This is a genomic window from Enterobacter sp. R4-368, from assembly GCF_000410515.1.
Classification (GTDB): domain Bacteria; phylum Pseudomonadota; class Gammaproteobacteria; order Enterobacterales; family Enterobacteriaceae; genus Kosakonia.
In genome coordinates, this window is the sequence record NC_021500.1 from 4990225 (window position 1) to 5012976 (window position 22752).

The following is a 22752-nucleotide window of genomic DNA, read 5'->3' on the forward strand; positions in this document are numbered from 1 at the left end:
CTTGTCCTGCGCTTTTCATCCTGCCAAACTGTCCGCCCAGACGCATAAGGAGCCCTCTATGTTCTTGATAAATGGTAAAGAGCAGCAATGGCTGGCCGCTAATGATCGGGCGACGCAATTTGGCGATGGCTGTTTTACCACCGCGCGTGTCCTTGACGGGCAAATCCAGTTTCCCGACGCGCATCTCCAGCGCCTGCGTCTTGCCTGTAAACGGCTCCGGATCCCTTATCTCGACTGGGACATACTGGCGCAGGAAATGGCACACCTCGCGAAAGAGAAAGAAGAGGGTGTGGTGAAAGTTATTCTCAGCCGTGGCACTGGCGGACGAGGCTATAGCGCAGCGGGTTGTGATACGCCGACGCGGATAGTGTCGTTATCAGCAAGCCCTGCCCATTACGCTCGGTGGCGGCAGGAAGGGGTAACCCTGGCGTTGAGTGATATCCGCCTCGGGCGTAACCCAATGCTCGCCGGGATCAAACACCTTAACCGCCTGGAGCAGGTATTGATTCGCACAGGGCTTGAGCAGACCTCTGCTGATGAAGCGCTGGTGCTGGATAGCGAAGGCTGGTTGGTTGAATGTTGTGCCGCCAATATCTTCTGGCGGCAGGGTTCGAAGGTCTTCACGCCGCGTGTTGATCAGGCCGGTGTTGATGGCATCATGCGTCAATATTGTTTGCGTCAGCTGAAAACTTCCGCTTTTGAGGTTGTCGAAGTCAATGCGCGGCATGATGTGCTGATGCTGGCCGACGAAGTCATTATTTGTAACGCGTTGATGCCAGTTGTCCCGGTTCGCCAGTGGGCGGAACAGCACTGGTCAGCGCGCGATTTGTACCACTTTTTAGCCCCCTTGTGTGAGCGCATAAATCCGTCATGAAGAAAATGTTACGCGTAGTTCTCCTCCTGTTGGCTTTGCTGGTTATCGCGGCGGGAGCCGGCGTCTGGAAGGTTCGCCAGTTAGCGGACAGCCAGATCCTGATTAAAGATGAAACCATTTTCACGCTGCCCGCCGGAACCGGCCGTGTGGCGTTGGGTGAATTGCTGTATCGCGAAAAGGTAATTAATCGCCCGCGCGTGTTTCAGTGGCTGCTGCGACTGGAACCGGATCTTTCACATTTCAAAGCCGGTACCTACCGTTTTACACCGAAGATGACCGTGCGCGAGATGTTGCAGTTACTGGAGAGCGGTAAAGAAGCGCAGTTTCCGCTACGACTGGTCGAAGGTATGCGCCTGAGCGATTACCTCAAACAGCTGCGCGACGCTCCCTACATCAAACACACCCTGAAAGACGACGACTACGCGACGGTGGCGCAAGCCCTGAAACTGGAGCATCCGCAGTGGGTGGAAGGCTGGTTCTGGCCCGATACCTGGATGTACACCGCTAACACCACGGACGTTGCGTTGCTCAAGCGTGCGCATCAGAAAATGTCGCGTGCGGTGGAGCAAGCCTGGGAAGGGCGTATGGAGGGGCTACCGTATAAAGATCAGAACCAGCTGGTAACCATGGCGTCGATTGTCGAAAAAGAGACGGCTATTGCCAGCGAGCGCGATCAGGTGGCCTCCGTCTTTATTAACCGCCTGCGCATCGGGATGCGGCTGCAGACCGATCCGACGGTTATCTACGGGATGGGCGCGCGTTATAATGGTAAGCTGTCGCGCGCCGATCTGGAAACGCCGACCGACTATAACACCTATGTAATTAGCGGTTTGCCGCCGGGCCCTATTGCTACACCCGGTGAGGCCTCGCTGAAAGCGGCGGCGCATCCGGCGAAGACGCCGTATCTCTATTTTGTCGCGGATGGTAAAGGCGGACATACATTTAATACCAATCTCGCCAGCCATAACCGGGCAGTGCAGGACTACCTGAAAGTACTTAAGGAAAAAAATGGGCAGTAAATACATCGTTATCGAAGGGCTTGAAGGCGCAGGGAAAACCACGGCGCGCGATGTCATCGTTGAGACGCTGAAAGAGCTTGGCGTCGGTGAAATGGTGTTTACGCGTGAACCAGGCGGTACGCTGCTGGCGGAAAAATTGCGCAGCCTGGTGCTGGATATCCGTTCTGTCGGAGATGAAGTTATTACCGACAAGGCCGAAGTTCTGATGTTTTACGCAGCCCGGGTTCAACTGGTCGAAACCGTCATTAAACCCGCACTGGCGCGTGGTTGCTGGGTGATCGGCGATCGCCATGACCTCTCAACGCAGGCGTACCAGGGCGGCGGACGAGGCATTGATCAGACCATGCTGGCCACGCTGCGCGATGTCGTACTGGGAGATTTTCGCCCGGACTTGACGCTCTATCTGGATGTCACACCGGAAGTTGGCCTGAAACGTGCGCGTGCGCGTGGCGAGCTGGATCGTATTGAGCAAGAGTCGCTGGATTTCTTTAATCGTACCCGCGCGCGCTACCTTGAACTGGCTGCGCAAGATGACCGCATTCGCACCGTTGATGCTACTCAACCGCTGGACAAGGTGATTGCCGACATTCGCCAGACGGTAACAGCCTGGGTGCAGGAGCAGGGCGCATGAAATGGTATCCGTGGCTGCGTCCCGATTTTGAGCAACTGGTTGCCAGTTATCAGAGCGGTCGTGGGCACCACGCGTTGCTGATCCACGCCCTGCCGGGGATGGGCGAAGATGCGTTGATTTACGCCATCAGCCGTTTCTTGCTATGCCAGACACCTGAAGGCCATAAAAGCTGCGGCCACTGCCGCGGCTGTCAGCTTATGCAGGCTGGAACGCATCCTGATTACTATGCACTGGCACCGGAAAAAGGAAAATCCGCGCTGGGCATTGATGCGGTGCGTGAAGTCAGTGAAAAGCTATACGAACATGCGCGGCTGGGCGGCGCGAAAGTGGTGTGGATCCAGGATGCCGCGTTATTGACCGACGCCGCCGCCAACGCATTGCTGAAGACGCTGGAAGAGCCGCCCGCGCGCACCTGGTTCTTCCTCGGCTGTCGGGAGCCGGCAAGATTATTAGCGACTTTGCGCAGCCGCTGCCGCTTGCACCACCTTGCGCCTCCCGCAGAAAACTACGCCTGCAGCTGGCTTGCACGGGAAGTTACCGCCTCGCAAGAGACGATTCTGACCGCACTACGTTTGTGCGCCGGTTCGCCTGGCGCGGCAGAAGCGCTGCTTCAGACCGATGTCTGGGCGCAACGGCAGTTGCTTTGCCAGGCTACAGACGCAGCGCTGAATAGCGGTGACTGGCTGGCGATGTTCCCGACACTGAACCACGACAAGGTGGCTGAGCGTTTGCAATGGCTCTCTGCGTTGCTGCTTGATGCATTAAAAATGCAGCAAGGGGCGACATTGCTCAGCAATGTTGATGCCTTAGGGCTGGTCGAAAAGCTGGCGCGCCAGGTGCAAGCGCCAACGCTGCACGCGTTACTGCATGCTATTTTTACCTGTCGTGAACAGTTGCTTAGTGTGGTCGGGGTTAACCGCGAGTTGCTGCTGACCGATTTATTGTTAATGCTGGAACGTTACCAGCAAACAGGCGTAACGCTTCCTGTCTCCCATCTGTAAGAGAAGATTATGTTTTTAGTTGATTCGCACTGCCATCTTGATGGCCTGGATTACCATTCTTTGCACAAAGATGTTGATGACGTGCTGGCGAAAGCTGCCGCGCGCGACGTGAAGTTTTGTCTGGCGGTGGCTACGACATTACCGGGTTACCGCGCGATGCGTGAGCTGGTGGGTGAGCGCCCGAATGTGGTCTTTTCCTGCGGAGTGCACCCGCTGAATCAGGATGAAGAGTACGATGTCGACACGCTGCGCCAACTGGCGGCGGAAGAGGGCGTCGTGGCGATGGGAGAAACCGGGCTGGACTATTTTTATACGCCGGAAACGAAGCCGCGCCAGCAGGAATCCTTCCGTAACCATATCCGCATTGGCCGTGAACTGAACAAGCCGGTGATCGTCCATACGCGCGATGCGCGAGAAGATACGCTTGCGATTTTGCAGGAAGAGCGCGTGACGGATTGCGGTGGTGTGTTGCACTGCTTTACTGAAGATCGCGAAACGGCAGGTAAGTTGCTGGATATGGGCTTTTACATCTCGTTTTCTGGTATCGTCACCTTCCGCAACGCGGAGCAGTTGCGTGATGCGGCACGTTACATTCCACTCGATCGCTTACTGGTCGAAACCGATTCGCCTTATCTCGCCCCGGTGCCGCATCGTGGCAAAGAGAACCAGCCAGCAATGACGCGCGATGTGGCGGAATATATGGCGGTGCTGAAAGGCGTTTCTGTCGAAGAGCTTGCGCAACAAACGACACAGAACTTTGCCCGTTTGTTCCATGTTGACCCATCCCGCCTGCAATCTGCCTGATCTGTCAGCTTATTTTAGTACTCGTAATTAATAAACGATCGGAGTAAAGTTCACCGCCATAAAAAAGGCGGTGGCGGTCGTTTTTCATACGGAAGCCGATACCTTTTGTAAATCAGTGTGAGTTTCGTAACTGGCGCTAGCTGAAACGTGATAGCCGTCAAACAAACTTTTACTGATTTATTTTACTCTGTGTAATAAATAAAGGGCGCTTAGATGCCCTTCCCACGGCGCGGTTCTCCCCCCTCGCCAATGCGTGAAAGCGTAGAAAAAAGCACTAATACTCAGGAGCACTCTCAATTATGTTTAAGAATGCATTTGCTAACCTGCAGAAGGTCGGTAAATCGCTGATGCTGCCAGTATCCGTACTGCCTATCGCAGGTATCCTGCTGGGCGTCGGTTCTGCAAACTTCAGCTGGCTGCCAGAAGTGGTTTCCCACGTTATGGCCGAAGCGGGCGGTTCCGTTTTTGCTAACATGCCGTTGATCTTCGCTATCGGTGTTGCGCTTGGCTTCACCAATAACGACGGCGTTTCGGCTCTGGCCTCCGTTGTTGCCTACGGCATCATGGTGAAAACCATGGCAGTGGTTGCGCCTCTGGTTCTGCATTTACCTGCTGAAGAAATTGCCGCAAAACACCTGGCTGATACCGGTGTGCTTGGCGGTATTATCTCCGGCGCGATTGCCGCGTATATGTTTAACCGCTTCTATCGCATCAAGCTGCCTGAGTATCTGGGCTTCTTCGCTGGTAAACGTTTCGTGCCGATCATCTCCGGTCTGGCTGCGATTTTCACCGGCGTGATCCTCTCCTTCATTTGGCCGCCGATCGGTACTGCGATTCAGACTTTCTCCCAGTGGGCCGCTTACCAGAACCCGGTTGTGGCGTTCGGTATCTACGGTTTCATTGAACGTTGCCTGGTGCCGTTTGGTCTGCACCATATCTGGAACGTACCTTTCCAGATGCAGATTGGCGAGTTCACCAACGCAGCAGGTCAGGTGTTCCACGGCGATATTCCGCGTTATATGGCGGGTGACCCGACTGCGGGTAAACTGTCTGGCGGCTTCCTGTTCAAAATGTACGGTCTGCCGGCTGCTGCTATCGCTATCTGGCACTCCGCAAAACCGGAAAACCGCGCGAAAGTGGGCGGTATCATGATCTCCGCAGCGCTGACCTCGTTCCTGACCGGTATCACCGAGCCGATCGAGTTCTCCTTCATGTTCGTTGCGCCGATCCTGTACGTTATCCACGCGATTCTGGCTGGCCTGGCATTCCCGATCTGTATCCTGCTGGGTATGCGTGACGGTACGTCGTTCTCTCACGGTCTGATTGACTTCATCGTGCTGAGCGGCAACAGCAGCAAACTGTGGCTGTTCCCGGTTATCGGTGCATGCTACGCGGTGGTTTACTACACCATCTTCCGCGTGCTGATCAAAGCGCTGGATCTGAAAACCCCGGGTCGTGAAGACACCACGGAAGAGAGCAAAGCTGGCGTTACCAGCGAAATGGCTCCGGCTCTGGTTACGGCGTTCGGCGGTAAAGAGAACATCACCAACCTGGATGCGTGCATCACGCGTCTGCGTGTCAGCGTGGCTGACGTAGCGAAAGTGGATCAGGCTGGCCTGAAGAAACTGGGTGCTGCGGGTGTGGTTGTTGCTGGTTCCGGTGTGCAGGCAATTTTCGGTACTAAATCCGATAACCTGAAAACCGAAATGGATGAGTACATCCGTAACAACTAAGCCATAGTCTGGGGAGACTGAGGGAGCCTGATGGCTCCCTTTTTTATTGTCCACTGAAAACTATGTGCTGTGGATCTGGTCAGCAACAGGTTTGCCTCTTGATTAAAATTTCACCGGGCAGGCAGAGCCTTCTTTTGCAGAAGGTCGGTATGCCCTGCCAGAAGCAATCAATGCCGCCTTTTCTAACGCTGAATTTTTACTGTACTGAAAAGAAAGAGTGACAAAACCCGTCGCTGCCCACAGACCGTGTGCCATTCCCACTCCGCTCCGGCAAGTTGGCTGTCATGCGACTCACAGACGCGCCTCACACTCACACCATGTTCAGCGTTAAATGCGCAAGGATAAGTGCAGCGGAAACGTCTGCTATAAGCGATCGCGGGAGAACTGGGGGCGGGCAGTTATCGGTAATGGCCGTTTTTCGGGAGCAAGAAAACAGAATAAAAAAGCCCGCCGGGAGGACGGCGGGCTTAGTGGCTCGCGGCTGCGATTATCAGAAGCTGTAGCTGGCGCTTACAGAGAAGTTACGCGGCGCACCGTACACACCGTAAGTGCCCAGATAATCGTAATACTCTTTATCGAACACATTGTTCAGATTGGCCTGGATAGCGAAGTTTTTAGTTGCCTGGTAACGGGTGAACAGATCCACCACCGTATAACCGCTTTGCGTAATGCGCATGTCTCCATTCGGGCCTTTGATCTCCTGCCAGGTTTTATTCTGCCAGCGCGCGCCGCCGCCAACGGAAAGCTCTGGCAGCATCGGCAACTGGTAGCGCGTGAATAATTTCATCGTGGTGCGCGCCTGTTCCGGGTTAACGGCTACACCGTCACCATCTTCAGCCATAAAACGGCTGGCACCAAAGGTGAGCTGCAAGTTGTCGGTGAGAGCACCGTTGAGCTCAAATTCGATGCCTTTGCTTACCGTGCCGTTGACGGATTTATACGCGGTCTGGCCGCCGGAATTTGGAATGTACTCGCCGGTCGATACGGCAACGTGATCCTGCTCGGTACGGAATACCGCCAGGGTCGCCGTCAGACGTGTGTTATACCAGTCACCTTTGATGCCAGCTTCATAGCTTTTACCGGTGGTAGGTTCAAGAAATTCGCTGTTGATATCGCGCTGACTGGACGGTTCGAAAATAGAAGTGTAACTGCCATAAACAGACCAGGTGTCATCAATGTCATAAATCAGGCCTGCGTATGGCGTGACGTCATCGGACTTGCTGTTACGGATCTCATCCGGCTTACGCTCCAGATTATATTTTGCGCGCCATTCGGTATAACGCGCGCCGAGGATCAAGTGCAGCGGATCGGCTAAAGAGATACGGGTTGCCGCATACAGCGATTTCTGGCGGATCACATCGCGCTGGTAGAGCGCCCAGTCAGACCAGCTCGGGTCGGCCAGTGTGTTGCCGTTATATTTATGAATGTTGCCGACATCCATCAGGCCGGAATTGTCATTCACCGGGTATGAGTTGTCATAATTGTTGCGCTGGCGGCTGTAGCTACCACCGAACATCACTTCGTGCTGGCGACCAAACAACTCGTAACCACCACGAACAAACGCATCGATAGCGTCTTGTTTACGCTCGCCACGGTTCCAGCCGCCCCATGCGCCTTGCCACTGTGAGGCATCATACAGACCGGTGGTCTTATCCGGGTAACCGTCGATATACATCAGCTTGCTGTCGAAGTTGGTTTCCGCATGCATGGCGTTAACTTTCGCTTCCCAGCCGTTGTCAAAACGCTGGGTCAGGTTGGCAAAAATTTTTGAAGAGTCGACATTGGAGTAAGCCCAGTCAGCAGCGGTATTGAAACCGCGGCGGAAATGCGTGCGGCTGCCATCACTGTATAGCGACGGGAAACCGCCCCAGGTCGGGCTGTCTTCTTCACTTTCCTGATAGTCATAGCCAAGAGAAAGTGTAGTGGAATCAGTAATATCTGCATCCACTACACCGGTAATGAATTTTTTGCGGTAGTGGTTACGTTCAACCCAGGAATCTTTATCCTGGTAACCAGTGATAATCCGGCCGCGCACGTTGCCCGATTCGCTCAGCGGTGCTTGCAGATCCAGCACATAGCGCTGATCGTTCCAGCTACCGTAAGTCGCGGTGGCGGTTCCTTTGAATTCTTTGCTGTCGGCATGTTTACGCACCATGTTGACATAAGCAGAGGGATTACCTGTTCCACTCATCAGACCGGCCGCGCCGCGCACCACTTCAATCTTGTCATAAATTGCCGTGTCGCCTGCGGTATCACCAAAATTCCAGCGGTTATCAAGGAATGTCGGCATATCTTCATACGCAAAGTTACTGACGAAAAAGCCGCGGGCGAAAAAGTTCGTACGGTGGCTGTCAATGCGCGATGCGCTGACGCCAATCGTGTTATCCAGCACTTGTTCGATCGTATTTAACTGCTGATCCTGCATACGCTGCTGGCTGACTACACTCACAGATTGGGGAATGTCTCGCGGGACCAGTAACAGCTTGGTGCCTGTGGTGGTGGTTTTTACGCTGTAGTCTTGCGCCTGGCTGTCAGAGGTGCTTAATGCTGCACCATCAACCACAACCGTATCTTCAGATGCTGCGGCGATCTCTGCCGCAAACGCAGCAGAAGGGGCTAAAGCCATTGCAATACAGGCGGCAAGCAGAGACGGTGTGGCGGCTAACGGACGCACTTCGTCCCTGGCGTGATGAGTGAAAGACATGCATAAACCCTTAATGGTGCGTTAGAGGGAAAGCCTTACAGCGATACGTTGTCGCGTCAGGCGGGTTTTGTAATTCGTCTGATAATAATCGCGCATGAAAATGCAAATGCGAAATATACGCATTCACCATATGAATGTAAACAGATGTAATATTCACTATTGAAATACCATTTCACCGCAGCGCGCCTTAAACGCGGGCGATTGCCTGCCAGCAAAGCCGGAAAGGTGAAAGAAAAACAGCGTTTTGGTTGAAACAACAAGAGAATCTCGATCATACTCTAGGGCACGTAATTGACGACGGCTGCGGGCTGGCTCCGCGAACATAAAAGGAAAACGTCATGGCCGAAGAAACCATTTTCAGTAAAATCATTCGCCGCGAAATTCCCTCGGATATTGTTTACCAGGACGAACTGGTTACCGCTTTTCGCGATATCTCTCCGCAAGCTCCAACCCATGTTCTGATTGTGCCAAACATTCTGATCCCAACCGTGAACGACGTGACCGAAGCGCACGAGCAGGCGCTGGGGCGCATGGTGACGGTTGCGGCGAAAATTGCTCGCGATGAAGGGATTGCTGAAGACGGTTACCGTTTGATCATGAACTGTAATCGTCATGGCGGGCAGGAGGTTTATCATATTCATATGCACCTGCTCGGCGGGCGCGCACTGGGGCCGATGCTGGCTCATAAAGGTCTTTAATATGACGAACGGGCGTGTCGCGTTATGGCTGGCAGCGCTGGTACTGATGGGGTGCAGTTCACGTCCTACGATCCCGGTCGCCGACGACCAGACGTTAGTGATGGAATCGAGCATTCTGGCCTCCGGGATTATTGCGCAGCCGCCGACGTTAAGTACGCAGGAACTCCAGCCTTCCGCGTCTTCACGGTTGTTTAATGAACGACAGCAGCCCGTTACCGTGCATTATCGTTTTTTCTGGTATGACGCCAGAGGTCTGGAAATGCACCCGCTGGAAGCGCCGCGAACCGTCACGATCCCGGGAAATTCGGGCGTGACGGTGTATGGCAGCGCCAACTATTTGGGTGCGCACAGCGTCAGACTTTATCTTTACCTGTAAGGGGTGACTCTTGATTAAAACTATTGGACGCTACGCGCTACTGACAACCCTGGCCGTGCTGCTTGCGGGTTGTATTAGCGATCAGCAACCCGCGCCGGTTGATCAGGCGGGTGGTGCAGGCACGCCGCAACAACCCACGCCGGTACAGCCGCAACAACCGGTGCCGGAAGTGCCTTCTGTCCCGACGCTGCCGCAGCAGCAACCGGGGCCAATTGAGCACCAGGATCAAACGGGGCAGCCCGCGCCGCGCGAGCGTCATTTTGACTGGAATGGCGCCGTTCAGCCGATGGTCGGTAAAATGTTGCAGGCCAGCGGCGCGAACGCAGGCAGCGTGCTGTTAGTGGATAGCGTCAATAACCGAACCAACGGTTCCATTAACACGAGCGAAGCAACGGGTGTGGTGCGCAACGCGTTAGCGAATAACGGTAAATTTACGCTTGTTACCGAGCAGCAACTGGCGGTCGCGAAGCAACAGCTGGGGCTCTCTCCACAGGACAGCCTCGGTACACGCAGTAAAGCCATCGGTATCGCCCGTAACGTCGGGGCGCAGTATGTGCTCTACTCCAACGCGACCGGGAATGTCAACGCACCGGCGCTGCAAATGCAATTGATGCTGGTACAAACCGGCGAAATTATCTGGTCGGGTAAAGGTGCGGTTCAGCAACAATAAACAGACGCGTGACGAGGTGTTGTCACGCTACTTTCCGACCTATACTCCCGTCGCCAGCCAGAATACCGGCCTCAGCGGCGGGAGTTGTCTTATTAGCGATGGACGGCATACGCTGGTGCTGCGAAAACGGCACCAGGCGACATCATCGCCTTTTCTGCGTCAGTATCGCTTACTCCGCCGCTTACCGGCTTCTATTGCTCCACGCCCGCGCTTATTCACCGGCGAGTGGATGGTGGTCGATTATCTACCCGGCGAGGTCTGCGCTGTGCTGCCGCAGGCCAGTGTGCTGGTGCCGTTACTGTACGATTTACACCGCCAGCCGCTGTTTGGCTGGCGGATAACATTATTGCCGCTGCTTGAAGGTTACTGGCAGCAGAGTGCGCGTTCGCGGCGAACGCCGTTCTGGCTGCGCCAGTTAAAGCAGTTGCGCCAGCAAAAAGAGCCTGTGCCGCTACGGCTGGCACCGTTACATATGGATGTCCACGCCGGAAACCTGGTGCAGAGTGCCAGGGGGTTGCGGCTGATCGACTGGGAATATGCGGGCGATGGCGATGTCGCGCTGGAATTGGCGGCGATATGGACGAAAAACGAGGCAGAGCGGCAGGAACTGGTGAATCGCTATGCGCATCAGTCTGCCATTAATCACGCTTTGCTGTGGCGCCAGGTCCGGCGCTGGCGTCCGTGGGTTTTGATGCTGATGTCTGGCTGGTATGAGTGCCGCTGGCAGCAAACGGGCGATCAACAATTTATTACGCTGGCGAATGAAATATGGCGTCAGCTAGCGAAAAAAGAACAAGAGAGGTAAATGTGGGCCCAGTGATGTTGGATGTGGAAGGGTACGAACTGGATGCGGAAGAGCGCGAGATTCTGGCGCACCCGCTGGTTGGTGGCCTGATCCTCTTTACCCGTAATTATCACGATCCCGAGCAATTACGGGAGCTGGTGCGCCAGATCCGCAGCGCTTCGCATCATCGTCTGGTGGTGGCGGTCGATCAGGAAGGCGGGCGCGTACAGCGTTTTCGCGACGGCTTTACTCGCTTACCCGCCGCACAATCTTTTGCTGCTTTGCATGGGCTGGAAGAGGGCGGACGCCTGGCTCAGGAGGCGGGTTGGCTAATGGCCAGCGAAATGATCGCCATGGATATCGACATCAGTTTTGCCCCGGTGCTGGATATTGGGCATATCAGCGCGGCGATTGGCGAGCGTTCGTATCATGAAGACCCGGTGAAAGCGCTGGCTATGGCGACGCGCTTTATCGACGGGATGCACAGCGCAGGGATGAAAACCACCGGTAAACACTTTCCCGGTCACGGGGCGGTTACGGCCGATTCCCATAAAGAAACACCACGCGACCCGCGGCCACAAGGCGAGATCCGCGCGCATGATATGACGATTTTCCGCAACCTGATTGAGCAAAACAAACTCGATGCGATTATGCCCGCGCACGTTATCTATCCTGACGCCGATCCGCGTCCGGCCAGCGGCTCGCCATATTGGCTGAAAACCGTATTACGCGGCGAGCTGGGTTTTGACGGCGTGATTTTTTCGGATGATTTGTCAATGGAAGGCGCAGCTATCATGGGAAGTTACGCTGAACGAGGCCAGGCATCGCTGGATGCCGGTTGCGATATGATCCTGGTCTGTAATAATCGTAAAGGCGCAGTAAGCGTGTTGGATAACCTGTCGCCGATCAATGCACAACGTGTTACGCATTTGTATCATAAAGGTTCATATTCTCGTCAGGAGTTGATGAGTTTAGCGCGCTGGAAGGCGGCTCATAACCAACTGGAGCAGCTGCATGCGCGCTGGCAGGAGCACAAAGAGGCCCGTTAATTCCTGCGGACGCGATGTCGAAGTGGTGAGGATACCATGATTATCTATTTACACGGTTTTGACTCAAACAGCCCCGGCAACCATGAAAAAGTGTTGCAGCTGCAGTTTATTGATCCGGATGTACGTCTGATTAGCTACAGTACGCGGCACCCGAAGCATGATATGCAGCATCTGCTGAAAGAAGTGGATAAAATGTTGCAGCTCAATATCGACGAGCGTCCACTGATTTGCGGTGTCGGCCTTGGCGGTTACTGGGCAGAGCGCATTGGTTTCCTGTGCGATATCCGTCAGGTGATCCTCAATCCTAACCTGTTTCCTTACGAGAACATGGAAGGGAAAATTGATCGCCCGGAAGAGTACCAGGATATTGCCACCAAATGCGTTTCCAACTTTCGTGAGAAAAATCGCGATCGCTGCCTGGTGATCCTCTCGCGCCAGGACGAAGCACTGAACAGCCAGCGCTCAGCCGAGGAGTTGCACCCCTATTACGAAATTGTCTGGGACGAAGAACAGTCGCATAAATTCAAGAATATCTCCCCGCATCTCCAGCGCATTAAAGCCTTCAAAACCCTCGGTTAATCCCCCATTCCGGCAGGTTCTCTAACCTGCCGGCGTTATTTTTATTTCTGCCTTTCGTCGGGCATTATTTTGCCTGTCGACTACACTTGCTCATCTTTTAAGCATCAAAACTTGATGCATATCAATTTTGGTATGACCATTGAACCGTTCGTGTTATTCTCAGCGTCAATATCAGGTTGTAAGTGCGTAACTTGTTGTTAAATAAAGGCTATTTTTATAACTTTTACTTAACAATTGGTTAATATTTTAGGGGGTCACGTTGACTACACCATTGAAGAAAATTGTGATTGTAGGCGGTGGTGCTGGTGGTCTGGAACTGGCGACGCAGTTAGGTAAAAAGCTTGGCCGCGGCAAAAAAGCGAAAATTACGCTTGTCGATCGTAACCACAGCCATTTGTGGAAACCGTTGCTGCATGAAGTAGCGACGGGTTCGCTGGATGAAGGGGTTGATGCGCTGAGCTACCTGGCGCACGCGCGTAATCACCATTTTCAGTTCCAGCTCGGTTCTGTCGTTGATATTAATCGCGAAAACAAAACCATTACGCTTGCTGAACTGCGCGATGAGAAGGGCGAATTGCTGGTTCCGGAACGTAAACTGGCCTATGACACGCTGGTGATGGCGCTCGGCAGCACGTCGAACGACTTCAACACGCCTGGCGTGAAAGAGCACTGCATTTTCCTCGACAACCCACACCAGGCGCGCCGCTTCCACCAGGAAATGCTCAATCTGTTCCTGAAATATTCAGCGAACCTTGGCGCCAACGGCAAAGTCAACATTGCGATTGTTGGCGGCGGGGCAACCGGTGTTGAACTCTCTGCGGAGCTGCACAACGCGGTGAAACAACTGCACAGTTATGGTTATAAAGGTCTGACAAACGAAGCGCTGAACGTGACGCTGGTGGAAGCCGGCGAACGCATTCTGCCTGCGCTGCCGCCACGGATTTCCGGTGCTGCGCATAACGAGTTGACCAAAATGGGCGTGCGCGTACTGACGCAAACGATGGTGACCAGCGCCGATGAAGGTGGTCTGCACACGAAAGAGGGCGAATATATCAACGCCGATCTGATGGTGTGGGCGGCGGGTATCAAAGCGCCGGACTTTATGAAAGAGATTGGCGGTCTGGAAACCAACCGTATTAACCAGCTGGTGGTCGAACCAACATTGCAAACCACCCGCGATGCGGATATTTACGCGATTGGCGATTGCGCGTCGTGTGCCCGACCGGAAGGTGGCTTTGTACCGCCGCGTGCGCAGGCCGCTCACCAGATGGCAAGCCTTGCCTTGCATAACATTCTGGCGCAGATCAAAGGTAAGCCGCTGAAACCGTATGTCTATAAAGATCATGGCTCACTGGTTTCCCTGTCCAATTTCTCAACCGTTGGCAGCCTGATGGGCAACCTGATGCGCGGTTCGATGATGGTTGAAGGCCGTATTGCACGCTTTGTGTACATCTCGCTGTACCGTATGCATCAGGTCGCGCTGCATGGTTATTTCAAAACCGGCCTGATGATGCTGGTCGGCAGCATTAACCGGGTGATCCGCCCGCGTCTCAAATTGCACTAACGTTGTTCTGCTCCCTGCGGCTTTATCTGCCCGGGGAGCAGCATATCCCTCTAGTGATGGCGTCAAACCGCTCGGATAACTCTGAATGTCGTCATTTTCCTGCCCACTATCCCTCTTTTTACGTTCTTTCTGATTGGCTTCCTTGCTTGCGAAGTTGCAAAATTGTTACCAATAGCAAACAGGGAGAGAATCCTGATGAACAAATCAATGTTAGCGGGTATCGGTATTGGCGTGGCCGCTGCACTGGGCGTTGCCGCAGTTGCCAGCCTGAACGTGTTTGAGCGCGGTCCTCAGTACGCGCAAGTGGTTTCTGCGACGCCAATCAAGGAAACGGTTAAAACGCCACGTCAGGAGTGTCGAAATGTGACAGTGACGCATCGTCGTCCCGTACAAGATGAAAACCGTATTACCGGTTCTGTACTCGGCGCGGTAGCGGGTGGCGTGCTGGGGCACCAGTTTGGTGGCGGTCGCGGTAAAGATGTCGCCACAGTCGTTGGTGCATTAGGCGGCGGTTACGCCGGTAATCAGATTCAGGGTGGGATGCAAGAAAGGGATACCTACACCACGACCCAGCAACGTTGCAGCACTGTGTATGACAAGTCAGAAAAAATGCTCGGCTATGACGTGACGTATAAAATTGGTGACCAGCAGGGAAAAATCCGTATGGATAAAGATCCCGGTACGCAAATTCCGCTGGATGGCAATGGTCAACTCGTTTTGAATAACAAAGCGTAAAACAGAAGTACTCTGCATGTTGGCTCCTCATCGCTCAGGCTGAGGAGCCTTTTTTCATTAAAAAAGCCTTACATTTCTGCAAGGCTTTAATCAGTCAAATAAAGTCGTGTTGGCGAACCAGCAGCAGGCCTGTTATCACAATTGAAATAAATGCAAACAGTACTGAACCACCCAGCAAAACCCACAGACCAAATAATAATGTTATTACTATTAACACTTTAATGAATGGTAATAGCAAAATCATCTCCATTTTCCTTCTGCATGTGTTAAGTACAGGTAAATACCCTTTATCCTCGGAAGTCGTTCAATACAGCACTTAGGGTGAGAGCAAAGGAAAGCAAGTACATAGCTGCATCATCATGATGCTCATTATTTGTATCATCCGGACTAATCATTAGCCGCGCAATAATCACAATTAAGAATAGCAAAGCGGGGGAAAACGCTGATAGATTTTACCTATTATTGAAATGTGATATCTCAATCACAGAGGCGAGATGAGACGGTTTCCCGTCTCATTTTTTTTCAGGCTTTGATCAAATCCGGCCACAGCCGCAGAGTGGTTTGAATGATTTGCAGCAGTTTTTCACAACTCGCGCCTTCACGCGCGCTGATCGACATGCCCTGCAAGATACATCCTAAAAACTGCGCTAGTGCGAGCGTGTCAACCGTCTGCGGAATTTCGCCGCGCAGCTGGCGAGCGGTGAGAAACTGACGCAGCGCCTCTTCCTGCTGTGCGTGTCGCGATTTTATGGTGTTCGCAATTGCCTGTGACGATGCCGCCAGCGTCGCCGAGGTATTGATCATAAAGCACCCAGCGGGAGTATCCGTACTGGTAAAGCACTTCGCCACGGCGGTGAAGTAATCCCGCAGCGCGCTTTGCACAGATTTTTCTTCGCACAACAACTGCGCTTCGTGCTGGCGCGCGAAACGGGTGATGTAACGATCGAGGACGGCGCGAAACAGCCCCTCTTTGTTAGTGAACTCGGCATACAGCGTCGGCGCTTTCGCCCCGGTCGCTTCGACGAGATCGGATAATGATGTGGCTTCGTAACCATGTTGCCAAAATAGCGTCATGGCTTTGTCGAGCGCCGCTTCCCTGTCGAACACTTTCGGTCGGCCACGGCTTTTTTTGGTGCAACTGCTGACTTCACTGGTCATATCGCCGCCTAACCTTTGTTAGTTTGTTGAATGACCATTATAAAAATATTCCCGACAGATAACCAGCAGCAAATTAGCACATATCGATAAATCATATCGTTATGAATTTTAAATAAATTTCATTTTGTTTAATGATCGTTATAAAAATCCATTGACGCCTGATGCAGATCACATCTACGATTTGTGTATCGATCGTTAATTAAATGTTTAACGGCATCCTTCATCTGCATCCAGGAATGACATCATGAAAAATATCACTGCGCTGTTTACTGCTGCTGTACTGAGTTCTCTCTCTTTTGCCAGTTTCGCTGCTGTTGAAGTGCAATCTGCTCCGACAGGCCAGCAGGAAGTGGCGACCGTTGGAGTACGTGCGAACTCCAACCTTGCCTCCGTAGAAGATCAACTGGCTCAGAAAGCTGAACAGATGGGTGCAAAGTCGTTTCGCATCACCTCAGTAACCGGCTCTGACAACCTGCACGGCACTGCTGTTCTTTACAAATAAGCGCAACACATTACGCCACGGTGATAAAAAAGGCCCCGCGAATTATCGCAGGGCCTTTTTTTACGCCAGCAGGGCAGTTACATCACCTGCGGGTCGTTTTCAATGTGGCGGGTGACATCGACCGGCATCCCGGAACGTACTTCCATCGCATGGCTCATCACTGCTGCATCGCTGCGCGCATCATCTTTGAACGCTTGCATCGCAGCGTTCAGCACGATGGGTAATGTTTTGGGGTCATCGTTAATCGATTTCGATAGCGGCTGATGCACTTCCACCAGCCGTCTGCCATCAGGCTCAACTGACACTTTGATAGGTGTATTGATGATATTCACTGGCGTACCCGGGGAAACCTGGGCGAACAGGTTAGAGATGTCTTTATCCCGTAGGCGAATGCAGCCGGAGCTAACGCGCATACCGATACCGAAATCGGCGTTAGTACCGTGCAGCAAATAGACGCCACCAAACGCGGCAAGGCGAATGGCATGGTGGCCCATCGGGTTATCCGGCCCGGCAGGCATCACCGCTGGCAGATCTATTCCCTGCGCTTTATAGCGCGCACGAATATTCGCGGTCGGTGTCCAGGTGGGGTTCGCGCGTTTATCGGAAACCGTGGTGACCATGGTGGGCGTCAGCGTGTCGCCACCCAGTTGGCCAATGCCGATCGGGTAAACTGTGACTTCGTTTTTACCCGGCGGATAGTAATAGAGGCGCAGTTCGGCGAGGTTGATCACAATGCCTTTGCGTGGCACATCGGGCAGCAGCGTTTGCAGCGGAATGGTCAGTACACTGCCCGCGCGCGGGACATACGGATCGATACCGGGATTGGCCTGCAAAAGCGCAAGAAATCCTACATTGTATTTCTTGGCAATCGCCTCCAGTGAACCGCCGTCGTTCTGCACGACATGAAAACGGTTCTCGCCAACGAGGTTACTGCCGGAAGGTGGTAAAGGCCAGGTGTTAGCGTGTGCGGGGAGGGCGAGAGCGACAGTGGCGGCGGCCAGCAGCGCGAGCCAGTGAACGAAACGCGACATTTTTATCATTACCATAATCCATGTAAATCATAAGGTTATTGCTATAAAGCTGTGTGATGGAATTATGGTAGGTCAGCGTGTAGGGAAATCCTGGAGTATTGCAAAATATTTGTAAATGTTGAGGAAAGTAAAGGTGCCGGGCCATGCGACCCGGCGTAACGCATTTTTTCAGGCTACCGCGTTTTCGGCGAGCTGCTGCATAAAGTTACGAACCCAATCCATCCGCACTTTGCGCTCGCTGAGATCCTGCATAAATTTCAGCCGCGTTGGGCCATCGAGGCGGAAATGCTGCGGTTGTTTCTGCAGCAAGCCAATCAGCCACGCCGGATTGACATGATTTTTCGCGTTGAACTCAATCATGCCGCCTTTTTCGTTGCCTTCCAGCTTGCGGATCCCCAGTTTTTGCGCCTGCTGGCGCAAGCGGGCAATATCCAGCAGGTTACGCGCTGCATCCGGCAACAGGCCGAAACGGTCAATCAGCTCAACTTTAATCTCCTCCAGCGCATTCTCATCTTTAGCGCTGGCGATGCGTTTATAGAATGACAAGCGCGTGTTGACGTCAGGAATAAAGTCATCCGGCAGCAGCGACGGCATCCGTAATTCCACTTCGGTTTGCTGGCTGGTGAGATCTTCCAGCGACGGCTCGCGGCCCGCTTTCAGCGCATCGACCGCATTTTCCAGCAGTTCCATATAGAGCGAAAAGCCGATGGTTTCCATCTGACCACTCTGATCTTCGCCCAGCAGTTCTCCCGCGCCGCGGATCTCCAGGTCATGTGTTGCCAGCGCGAAGCCCGCGCCTAAATCTTCCAGCGAGGCGATGGCCTCCAGGCGTTTTTGCGCATCGGTAGTCATCGCTTTGGGATGCGGCGTCAGCAGCCAGGCGTAGGCCTGGTGGTGCGAACGCCCGACTCGCCCGCGCAGCTGGTGGAGCTGGGCAAGGCCGAAGTGATCGGCGCGTTCAATAATGATGGTGTTGGCGGTCGGAATATCGATCCCGGTTTCAATAATGGTGGTGCACACCAGCACGTTGAAACGTTGATGGTGGAAATCATTCATCACCCGCTCCAGCTCGCGTTCACGCATCTGGCCGTGACCGATGGCGATACGCGCTTCCGGCACCAGTTCCGCCAGCCGGTCGGCGGCTTTCTGGATATTTTCCACATCATTGTAGAGATAGTAGACCTGCCCACCGCGCAGGATCTCGCGCAGTATTGCCTCGCGAACCACCAGGTTGTCGTACTCGCGTACAAAGGTTTTTACCGCCAGGCGGCGCGCGGGCGGGGTGGCGATAATCGACAGATCGCGCATCCCGCTCATCGCCATATTCAGCGTACGGGGGATCGGCGTGGCGGTCAGCGTCAGGATATCCACATCGGCGCGCATCGCTTTAATACGCTCTTTGTGGCGCACACCGAAACGGTGCTCTTCATCGACAATTAACAGGCCGAGATCTTTCAGTTTGACATCGCTTTGCAGCAGCTTGTGTGTGCCAATCAGAATATCGATTTTCCCTTCGGCGGCCTGCTCCAGGATCTGCGCCTGCTCTTTGGCGCTGCGAAAACGTGAAAGCATTTCGATGCGCACCGGCCAGTTGGCGAAGCGATCGCGGAAGTTATCGAAATGCTGTTGGGCGAGCAGGGTGGTTGGCACCAGCACCGCCACCTGCTTATTGTTTTCAACCGCAAGAAACGCGGCGCGCATCGCCACTTCGGTTTTACCGAAGCCGACATCGCCGCACACCAGCCGGTCCATTGCCAGCGGCTGGCACATATCGCTGAGCACCGCGTTAATAGCCTGCGCCTGATCCGGCGTAGTTTCAAACGGGAAACTGTCGCAGAAAAGTTGATACTGCTCTTTGTCATGTTTAAAGGCGAAGCCCGCTTTGGCGGCGCGCTGCGCGTAAATATCCAGCAGTTCTGCGGCGACATCGCGCACTTTTTCCGCCGCTTTTTGCCGCGCGCGCGACCAGGCATCGCTCCCCAGCTTATGCAGTGGCGCGTTCTCTTCCGCACCGCCTGCATAGCGGCTGATTAAATGCAGCGACGAGACGGGCACGTACAGTTTGGCGTCGCCGGCGTAGGTCAGCATCAGATATTCGCCTTTGATGCCGCCCGCTTCCAGCGTGGTCATTCCGGCATAACGGCCCACGCCGTGTTCCAGGTGCACCACCGGCTGGCCATCATGCAGTTCGGCCAGGTTACGGATCAACGTATCCGGGTTGATGGTGCGCCGTGTATCCTGGCGGCGACGCGCGACGCGCTCACCGAGCAGATCGCTTTCACAAATTAGCGCCCGGCTGCGTAACGTATCGATAAAGCCGTGTTCTGCGGCACCGATCATCAGGTATGTGCCAGGCGCTTCGGCTTCATCGAGACGCATAATACGCTTAGGCGCAACTTTGATGCGTGCCAGCAGCTCAATTAACGCCTCGCGACGACCTTCACTCTCGACGGAGAACACCACCGGCCCGGCGAACGATTCGAGGAACTTACGCAGGTTATCCAGCGGTGATTTCTGCTGCGCCTGTACCGCCAGATCCGGCAATGACCGGTAACCCAGGTTAACATGCGCGGCTTTGTCGGTCAGTTGTTCGGTTTTTAACTGGATGCGCGGCCATTTCTTCAGCTCGCTGTAGAGTTCATCAACGCGAAGCCACAGCGTCTCCGGCGGCAGTAAAGGGCGCATCGGGTCAACACCGCGGTTCTCAAAACGCGCCTGCGTCTCCTGCTGGAAGCGTTCGGCGCTGCTTTCCAGATTGCCGGTGTTAACCAGCAAGGTGTTTGCCGGGAAATAGCTGAACAGCGGCGGCAGCGGTTCGCTGAAAAACAGCGGTTGCCAGTACTCAATCCCGGTAGGCAACGTACCTTTGCTGACTTGCTGGTAAATATGCTCGGCGTCGCGTTTGACCTCAAATTTATCGCGCCACTGGCTGCGGAACAGCTCAATGGCGTTTTTATCGGTCGGGAATTCGTGTGCGGGCAGTAAGTTAATTGCTTCGACTTCTTCCAGCGTTCGCTGGGTATCGGCGTCGAAAAGACGCAAACTGTCGATTTCGTCATCGAAAAAATCGAGGCGGAAAGGCTGCTCGCTGCCCATCGGAAAAAGATCAAGCAGCGCGCCGCGTGTGGCGTACTCCCCATGCTCCATAACCTGATCAACATGACGATAACCCGCGCTATCGAGTTGGCTGCGCAGCTCATCGCGCGACAAGCGTTGCCCTTTTTTCATCACCAGTGCATGGCCATGCAGGTAGCTATGCGGGCAAACGCGTTGCATCAGCGTATTTACCGGAACAATCAGCACGCCGCGCTGCATGGAGGGGAGCTGATATAAGGTCGACAGGCGCGAAGAGATAATTTCCTGATGTGGTGAGAAGCTGTCATACGGCAGCGTTTCCCAGTCGGCGAGGTTCATGACCAGGTTATCGGTAAACTGCCCAATCTCATCCTGCAAGCGCAGCGCGTTTTGCATATCCGGCGCAATCAGCACAACCGGGCCAGGATGGCGCTCAATGATTTCCGCAACTTCGGTGGCGCAGGCAGCACCTGTCAGTTCGCCAAACTGGCGCTGGTCGCCTGCTTTGACAGGCAGGGAATAACGGTATTGTTCAGGCATGGGGATATCAAGATCTCGTTATGGATATACCCCCCGTTATGGGGGCATATCCCTGATACGCAATACCATTATTATCTGTGATTAAGCGGGTTTAGCCAATACGACGCGCAGGATTAACGCGCTTGCACCGCCGTGAGATGTTTCGTCGGTGGCGTGAAAAAGAGATCGGCGAACAGCGCCGACGACAATTTTCTCACCATCAGTCCAGCCAGCGTACAAATCAGCAACGTGGCGAACGGATAGACTAACAGCAGCGCCAGTTCGACCGTTTGCGGCCATGCGCCCGCGTTCATCGGTTTGAGCAGCGCAAGGCTGATGGCCTCAATCAGAATGCGGTGAGTGGTATAAATCGCCAGCGTATTGGAGCCGACCACGTTCAGCAGGCTCTTTTCGTTGGGGGGAAAACGCTGCTCCAGCATCTGGAACAAACGCATAATGCCCACAATAGAAAGCAGGCACAGCGGCAGTGGCATATTCAACATCCACAGCCCGAAAGCCACCACGGCCGCCAGCGCAAACAGTAATCCGTAGCGGCGGAGCGACACGGTTTTGACCCACTCCATTACGCTTGCTCCATACCAGGCGCCGAGCGAATAGAAAATCATATTACGCACCACGCTGTTCATCCCCCACCACGGCAGTGGCAGGTAATTAATCGCCAGGCTTGCCAGGATCATTAGCGCTAATAGTGGCACTTTCCAGTTACTGAGCAGCTTACAAAGCGTGAAATAGACCACCAGCGCATAGAGATACCACAAGCTGGTACTGGCGGTGAGCATGCCCTGTGCGAACTCACGCCAGTTCTCCGCGTAAGCCGCGTTGGCGGCATCACTCAGATCGCGCTGCGGCGCGAGCCAGTCATTTATCTGGCGTAACCCAGCCCATTGCAGGAGGCCCCACAGCGCCAGCACATAGACGATGCTCCAGATACGCTTATCGAGCGTTTCTTTCCACGGCACATCGTCGATATATCGGCGAATGAGATAGCCGGAGATAAAAAAGAACACCGGCATACGAAACGGCGCGAGGTAAAGGTTGAAATAAATCCAGCATTTAGTGAGCGTTTGCGACCACGGATGCTGGAAAGTGGACAGGTGCGGGTAAAACGTGATGACGGAGTGATAAACCACAACCAGACAAATACATAACCCCTTGATTTGATTAATCCATAATGTTTTCTGTTTCATTAACACTGTTGCCTGTTTTGCCAAAATCCTGGTCGTTG

General features: G+C 53.9%; 21 protein-coding genes. 15 read left to right on the forward strand and 6 right to left on the reverse strand.

Annotation, left to right across the window (positions count from 1 at the left end):
• Positions 1-58: 58 nt before the first annotated feature.
• The 6 genes from pabC to ptsG all read left to right on the forward strand — a co-directional run bounded on the left by pabC (position 59) and on the right by ptsG (position 6062).
• A complete protein-coding gene (gene pabC / locus H650_RS23300) occupies positions 59-874 on the forward strand; it encodes an aminodeoxychorismate lyase (protein WP_020457453.1) in 816 nt (271 codons plus the stop codon).
• A complete protein-coding gene (gene yceG / locus H650_RS23305) occupies positions 871-1893 on the forward strand; it encodes a cell division protein YceG (RefSeq protein WP_044489623.1) in 1023 nt (340 codons plus the stop codon). The genes pabC and yceG overlap by 4 nt, the downstream gene beginning before the upstream one ends.
• Positions 1883-2524: a dTMP kinase gene (gene tmk, locus H650_RS23310; RefSeq protein ID WP_020457455.1), complete on the forward strand. Its 642-nt coding sequence runs from the start codon at positions 1883-1885 to the stop codon at positions 2522-2524. Before yceG ends, tmk begins: the two co-directional genes overlap by 11 nt.
• A complete protein-coding gene (gene holB / locus H650_RS23315) occupies positions 2521-3525 on the forward strand; it encodes a DNA polymerase III subunit delta' (RefSeq protein ID WP_020457456.1) in 1005 nt (334 codons plus the stop codon). The genes tmk and holB overlap by 4 nt, the downstream gene beginning before the upstream one ends.
• Positions 3526-3534: 9 nt before the next feature.
• On the forward strand, positions 3535-4329 hold the full coding sequence (locus H650_RS23320; protein ID WP_020457457.1) for a metal-dependent hydrolase: 795 nt from the start codon (positions 3535-3537) through the stop codon (positions 4327-4329).
• 299 nt (positions 4330-4628) lie between these two features.
• Positions 4629-6062 (forward strand): PTS glucose transporter subunit IIBC, encoded by a 1434-nt coding sequence (ptsG, locus tag H650_RS23325; protein WP_017456430.1) that lies wholly within the window; start codon positions 4629-4631, stop codon positions 6060-6062.
• 102 nt (positions 6063-6164) lie between these two features.
• Here ptsG and H650_RS25810 read toward each other — a convergent pair whose 3' ends face one another.
• Both H650_RS25810 and fhuE read right to left on the reverse strand, forming a co-directional pair.
• Entirely contained in the window at positions 6165-6317 is a 153-nt protein-coding gene (locus tag H650_RS25810; protein ID WP_189660084.1) for a hypothetical protein, read from the reverse strand.
• A 235-nt stretch (positions 6318-6552) separates the two neighbouring features.
• On the reverse strand, positions 6553-8766 hold the full coding sequence (gene fhuE / locus H650_RS23330) for a ferric-rhodotorulic acid/ferric-coprogen receptor FhuE (protein WP_020457458.1): 2214 nt from the start codon (positions 8764-8766) through the stop codon (positions 6553-6555).
• A gap of 338 nt (positions 8767-9104) precedes the next feature.
• On the opposite strand from fhuE, the gene hinT reads away from it, so the two are divergent.
• The 8 genes from hinT (at position 9105) to H650_RS23370 (ending at position 15221) form a co-directional block, all read left to right on the forward strand.
• Entirely contained in the window at positions 9105-9464 is a 360-nt protein-coding gene (gene hinT / locus H650_RS23335; RefSeq protein ID WP_020457459.1) for a purine nucleoside phosphoramidase, read from the forward strand.
• A gap of 1 nt (position 9465) precedes the next feature.
• Entirely contained in the window at positions 9466-9840 is a 375-nt protein-coding gene (locus H650_RS23340; protein WP_020457460.1) for a YcfL family putative periplasmic lipoprotein, read from the forward strand.
• Positions 9841-9850: 10 nt separating this feature from the next.
• A complete protein-coding gene (lpoB, locus tag H650_RS23345) occupies positions 9851-10510 on the forward strand; it encodes a penicillin-binding protein activator LpoB (RefSeq protein ID WP_020457461.1) in 660 nt (219 codons plus the stop codon).
• Entirely contained in the window at positions 10491-11315 is an 825-nt protein-coding gene (gene thiK / locus H650_RS23350; RefSeq protein ID WP_020457462.1) for a thiamine kinase, read from the forward strand. Before lpoB ends, thiK begins: the two co-directional genes overlap by 20 nt.
• Before the next feature lie 2 nt (positions 11316-11317).
• Positions 11318-12343 (forward strand): beta-N-acetylhexosaminidase, encoded by a 1026-nt coding sequence (gene nagZ / locus H650_RS23355; protein ID WP_044489624.1) that lies wholly within the window; start codon positions 11318-11320, stop codon positions 12341-12343.
• Between the two features lie 36 nt (positions 12344-12379).
• On the forward strand, positions 12380-12922 hold the full coding sequence (gene ycfP / locus H650_RS23360; RefSeq protein ID WP_020457464.1) for an alpha/beta hydrolase YcfP: 543 nt from the start codon (positions 12380-12382) through the stop codon (positions 12920-12922).
• Between the two features lie 259 nt (positions 12923-13181).
• On the forward strand, positions 13182-14486 hold the full coding sequence (locus H650_RS23365) for an NAD(P)/FAD-dependent oxidoreductase (RefSeq protein ID WP_044489625.1): 1305 nt from the start codon (positions 13182-13184) through the stop codon (positions 14484-14486).
• Between the two features lie 195 nt (positions 14487-14681).
• A complete protein-coding gene (locus H650_RS23370) occupies positions 14682-15221 on the forward strand; it encodes a glycine zipper 2TM domain-containing protein (RefSeq protein WP_020457466.1) in 540 nt (179 codons plus the stop codon).
• Positions 15222-15743: 522 nt separating this feature from the next.
• Here H650_RS23370 and H650_RS23375 read toward each other — a convergent pair.
• The gene (locus tag H650_RS23375; RefSeq protein ID WP_020457467.1) at positions 15744-16379 is read right to left on the reverse strand and encodes a TetR/AcrR family transcriptional regulator; all 636 of its coding nucleotides are present in this window, start codon (positions 16377-16379) and stop codon (positions 15744-15746) included.
• Between the two features lie 244 nt (positions 16380-16623).
• On the opposite strand from H650_RS23375, the gene bhsA reads away from it, so the two are divergent.
• Entirely contained in the window at positions 16624-16881 is a 258-nt protein-coding gene (gene bhsA, locus H650_RS23380) for a multiple stress resistance protein BhsA (protein ID WP_020457468.1), read from the forward strand.
• A 77-nt stretch (positions 16882-16958) separates the two neighbouring features.
• Here bhsA and ldtC read toward each other — a convergent pair whose 3' ends face one another.
• From ldtC to H650_RS23395, 3 genes are all read right to left on the reverse strand, one after another.
• Complete coding sequence (gene ldtC / locus H650_RS23385) at positions 16959-17921, reverse strand: L,D-transpeptidase LdtC (protein ID WP_020457469.1); 963 nt, start codon at positions 17919-17921, stop codon at positions 16959-16961.
• Between the two features lie 159 nt (positions 17922-18080).
• Positions 18081-21527, reverse strand: a complete 3447-nt coding sequence (mfd, locus tag H650_RS23390; protein WP_020457470.1) for a transcription-repair coupling factor — start codon at positions 21525-21527, stop codon at positions 18081-18083.
• A 113-nt stretch (positions 21528-21640) separates the two neighbouring features.
• Entirely contained in the window at positions 21641-22714 is a 1074-nt protein-coding gene (locus H650_RS23395; protein ID WP_020457471.1) for an acyltransferase family protein, read from the reverse strand.
• Positions 22715-22752: the final 38 nt, after the last annotated feature.

Excerpts from the sequence above, each read along its gene's own strand:
- pabC (WP_020457453.1), top strand. The coding sequence starts at position 59 with ATGTTCTTGATAAATGGTAAAGAGCAGCAATGGCTGGCCGCTAATGAT.
- yceG (WP_044489623.1), top strand. The coding sequence starts at position 871 with ATGAAGAAAATGTTACGCGTAGTTCTCCTCCTGTTGGCTTTGCTGGTT.
- tmk (WP_020457455.1), top strand. The coding sequence starts at position 1,883 with ATGGGCAGTAAATACATCGTTATCGAAGGGCTTGAAGGCGCAGGGAAA.
- holB (WP_020457456.1), top strand. The coding sequence starts at position 2,521 with ATGAAATGGTATCCGTGGCTGCGTCCCGATTTTGAGCAACTGGTTGCC.
- H650_RS23320 (WP_020457457.1), top strand. The coding sequence starts at position 3,535 with ATGTTTTTAGTTGATTCGCACTGCCATCTTGATGGCCTGGATTACCAT.
- ptsG (WP_017456430.1), top strand. The coding sequence starts at position 4,629 with ATGTTTAAGAATGCATTTGCTAACCTGCAGAAGGTCGGTAAATCGCTG.
- H650_RS25810 (WP_189660084.1), bottom strand. The coding sequence starts at position 6,317 with ATGGCACACGGTCTGTGGGCAGCGACGGGTTTTGTCACTCTTTCTTTT.
- fhuE (WP_020457458.1), bottom strand. The coding sequence starts at position 8,766 with ATGTCTTTCACTCATCACGCCAGGGACGAAGTGCGTCCGTTAGCCGCC.
- hinT (WP_020457459.1), top strand. The coding sequence starts at position 9,105 with ATGGCCGAAGAAACCATTTTCAGTAAAATCATTCGCCGCGAAATTCCC.
- H650_RS23340 (WP_020457460.1), top strand. The coding sequence starts at position 9,466 with ATGACGAACGGGCGTGTCGCGTTATGGCTGGCAGCGCTGGTACTGATG.
- ycfP (WP_020457464.1), top strand. The coding sequence starts at position 12,380 with ATGATTATCTATTTACACGGTTTTGACTCAAACAGCCCCGGCAACCAT.
- H650_RS23370 (WP_020457466.1), top strand. The coding sequence starts at position 14,682 with ATGAACAAATCAATGTTAGCGGGTATCGGTATTGGCGTGGCCGCTGCA.
- H650_RS23375 (WP_020457467.1), bottom strand. The coding sequence starts at position 16,379 with ATGACCAGTGAAGTCAGCAGTTGCACCAAAAAAAGCCGTGGCCGACCG.
- bhsA (WP_020457468.1), top strand. The coding sequence starts at position 16,624 with ATGAAAAATATCACTGCGCTGTTTACTGCTGCTGTACTGAGTTCTCTC.
- ldtC (WP_020457469.1), bottom strand. The coding sequence starts at position 17,921 with ATGATAAAAATGTCGCGTTTCGTTCACTGGCTCGCGCTGCTGGCCGCC.
- mfd (WP_020457470.1), bottom strand. The coding sequence starts at position 21,527 with ATGCCTGAACAATACCGTTATTCCCTGCCTGTCAAAGCAGGCGACCAG.
- H650_RS23395 (WP_020457471.1), bottom strand. The coding sequence starts at position 22,714 with ATGAAACAGAAAACATTATGGATTAATCAAATCAAGGGGTTATGTATT.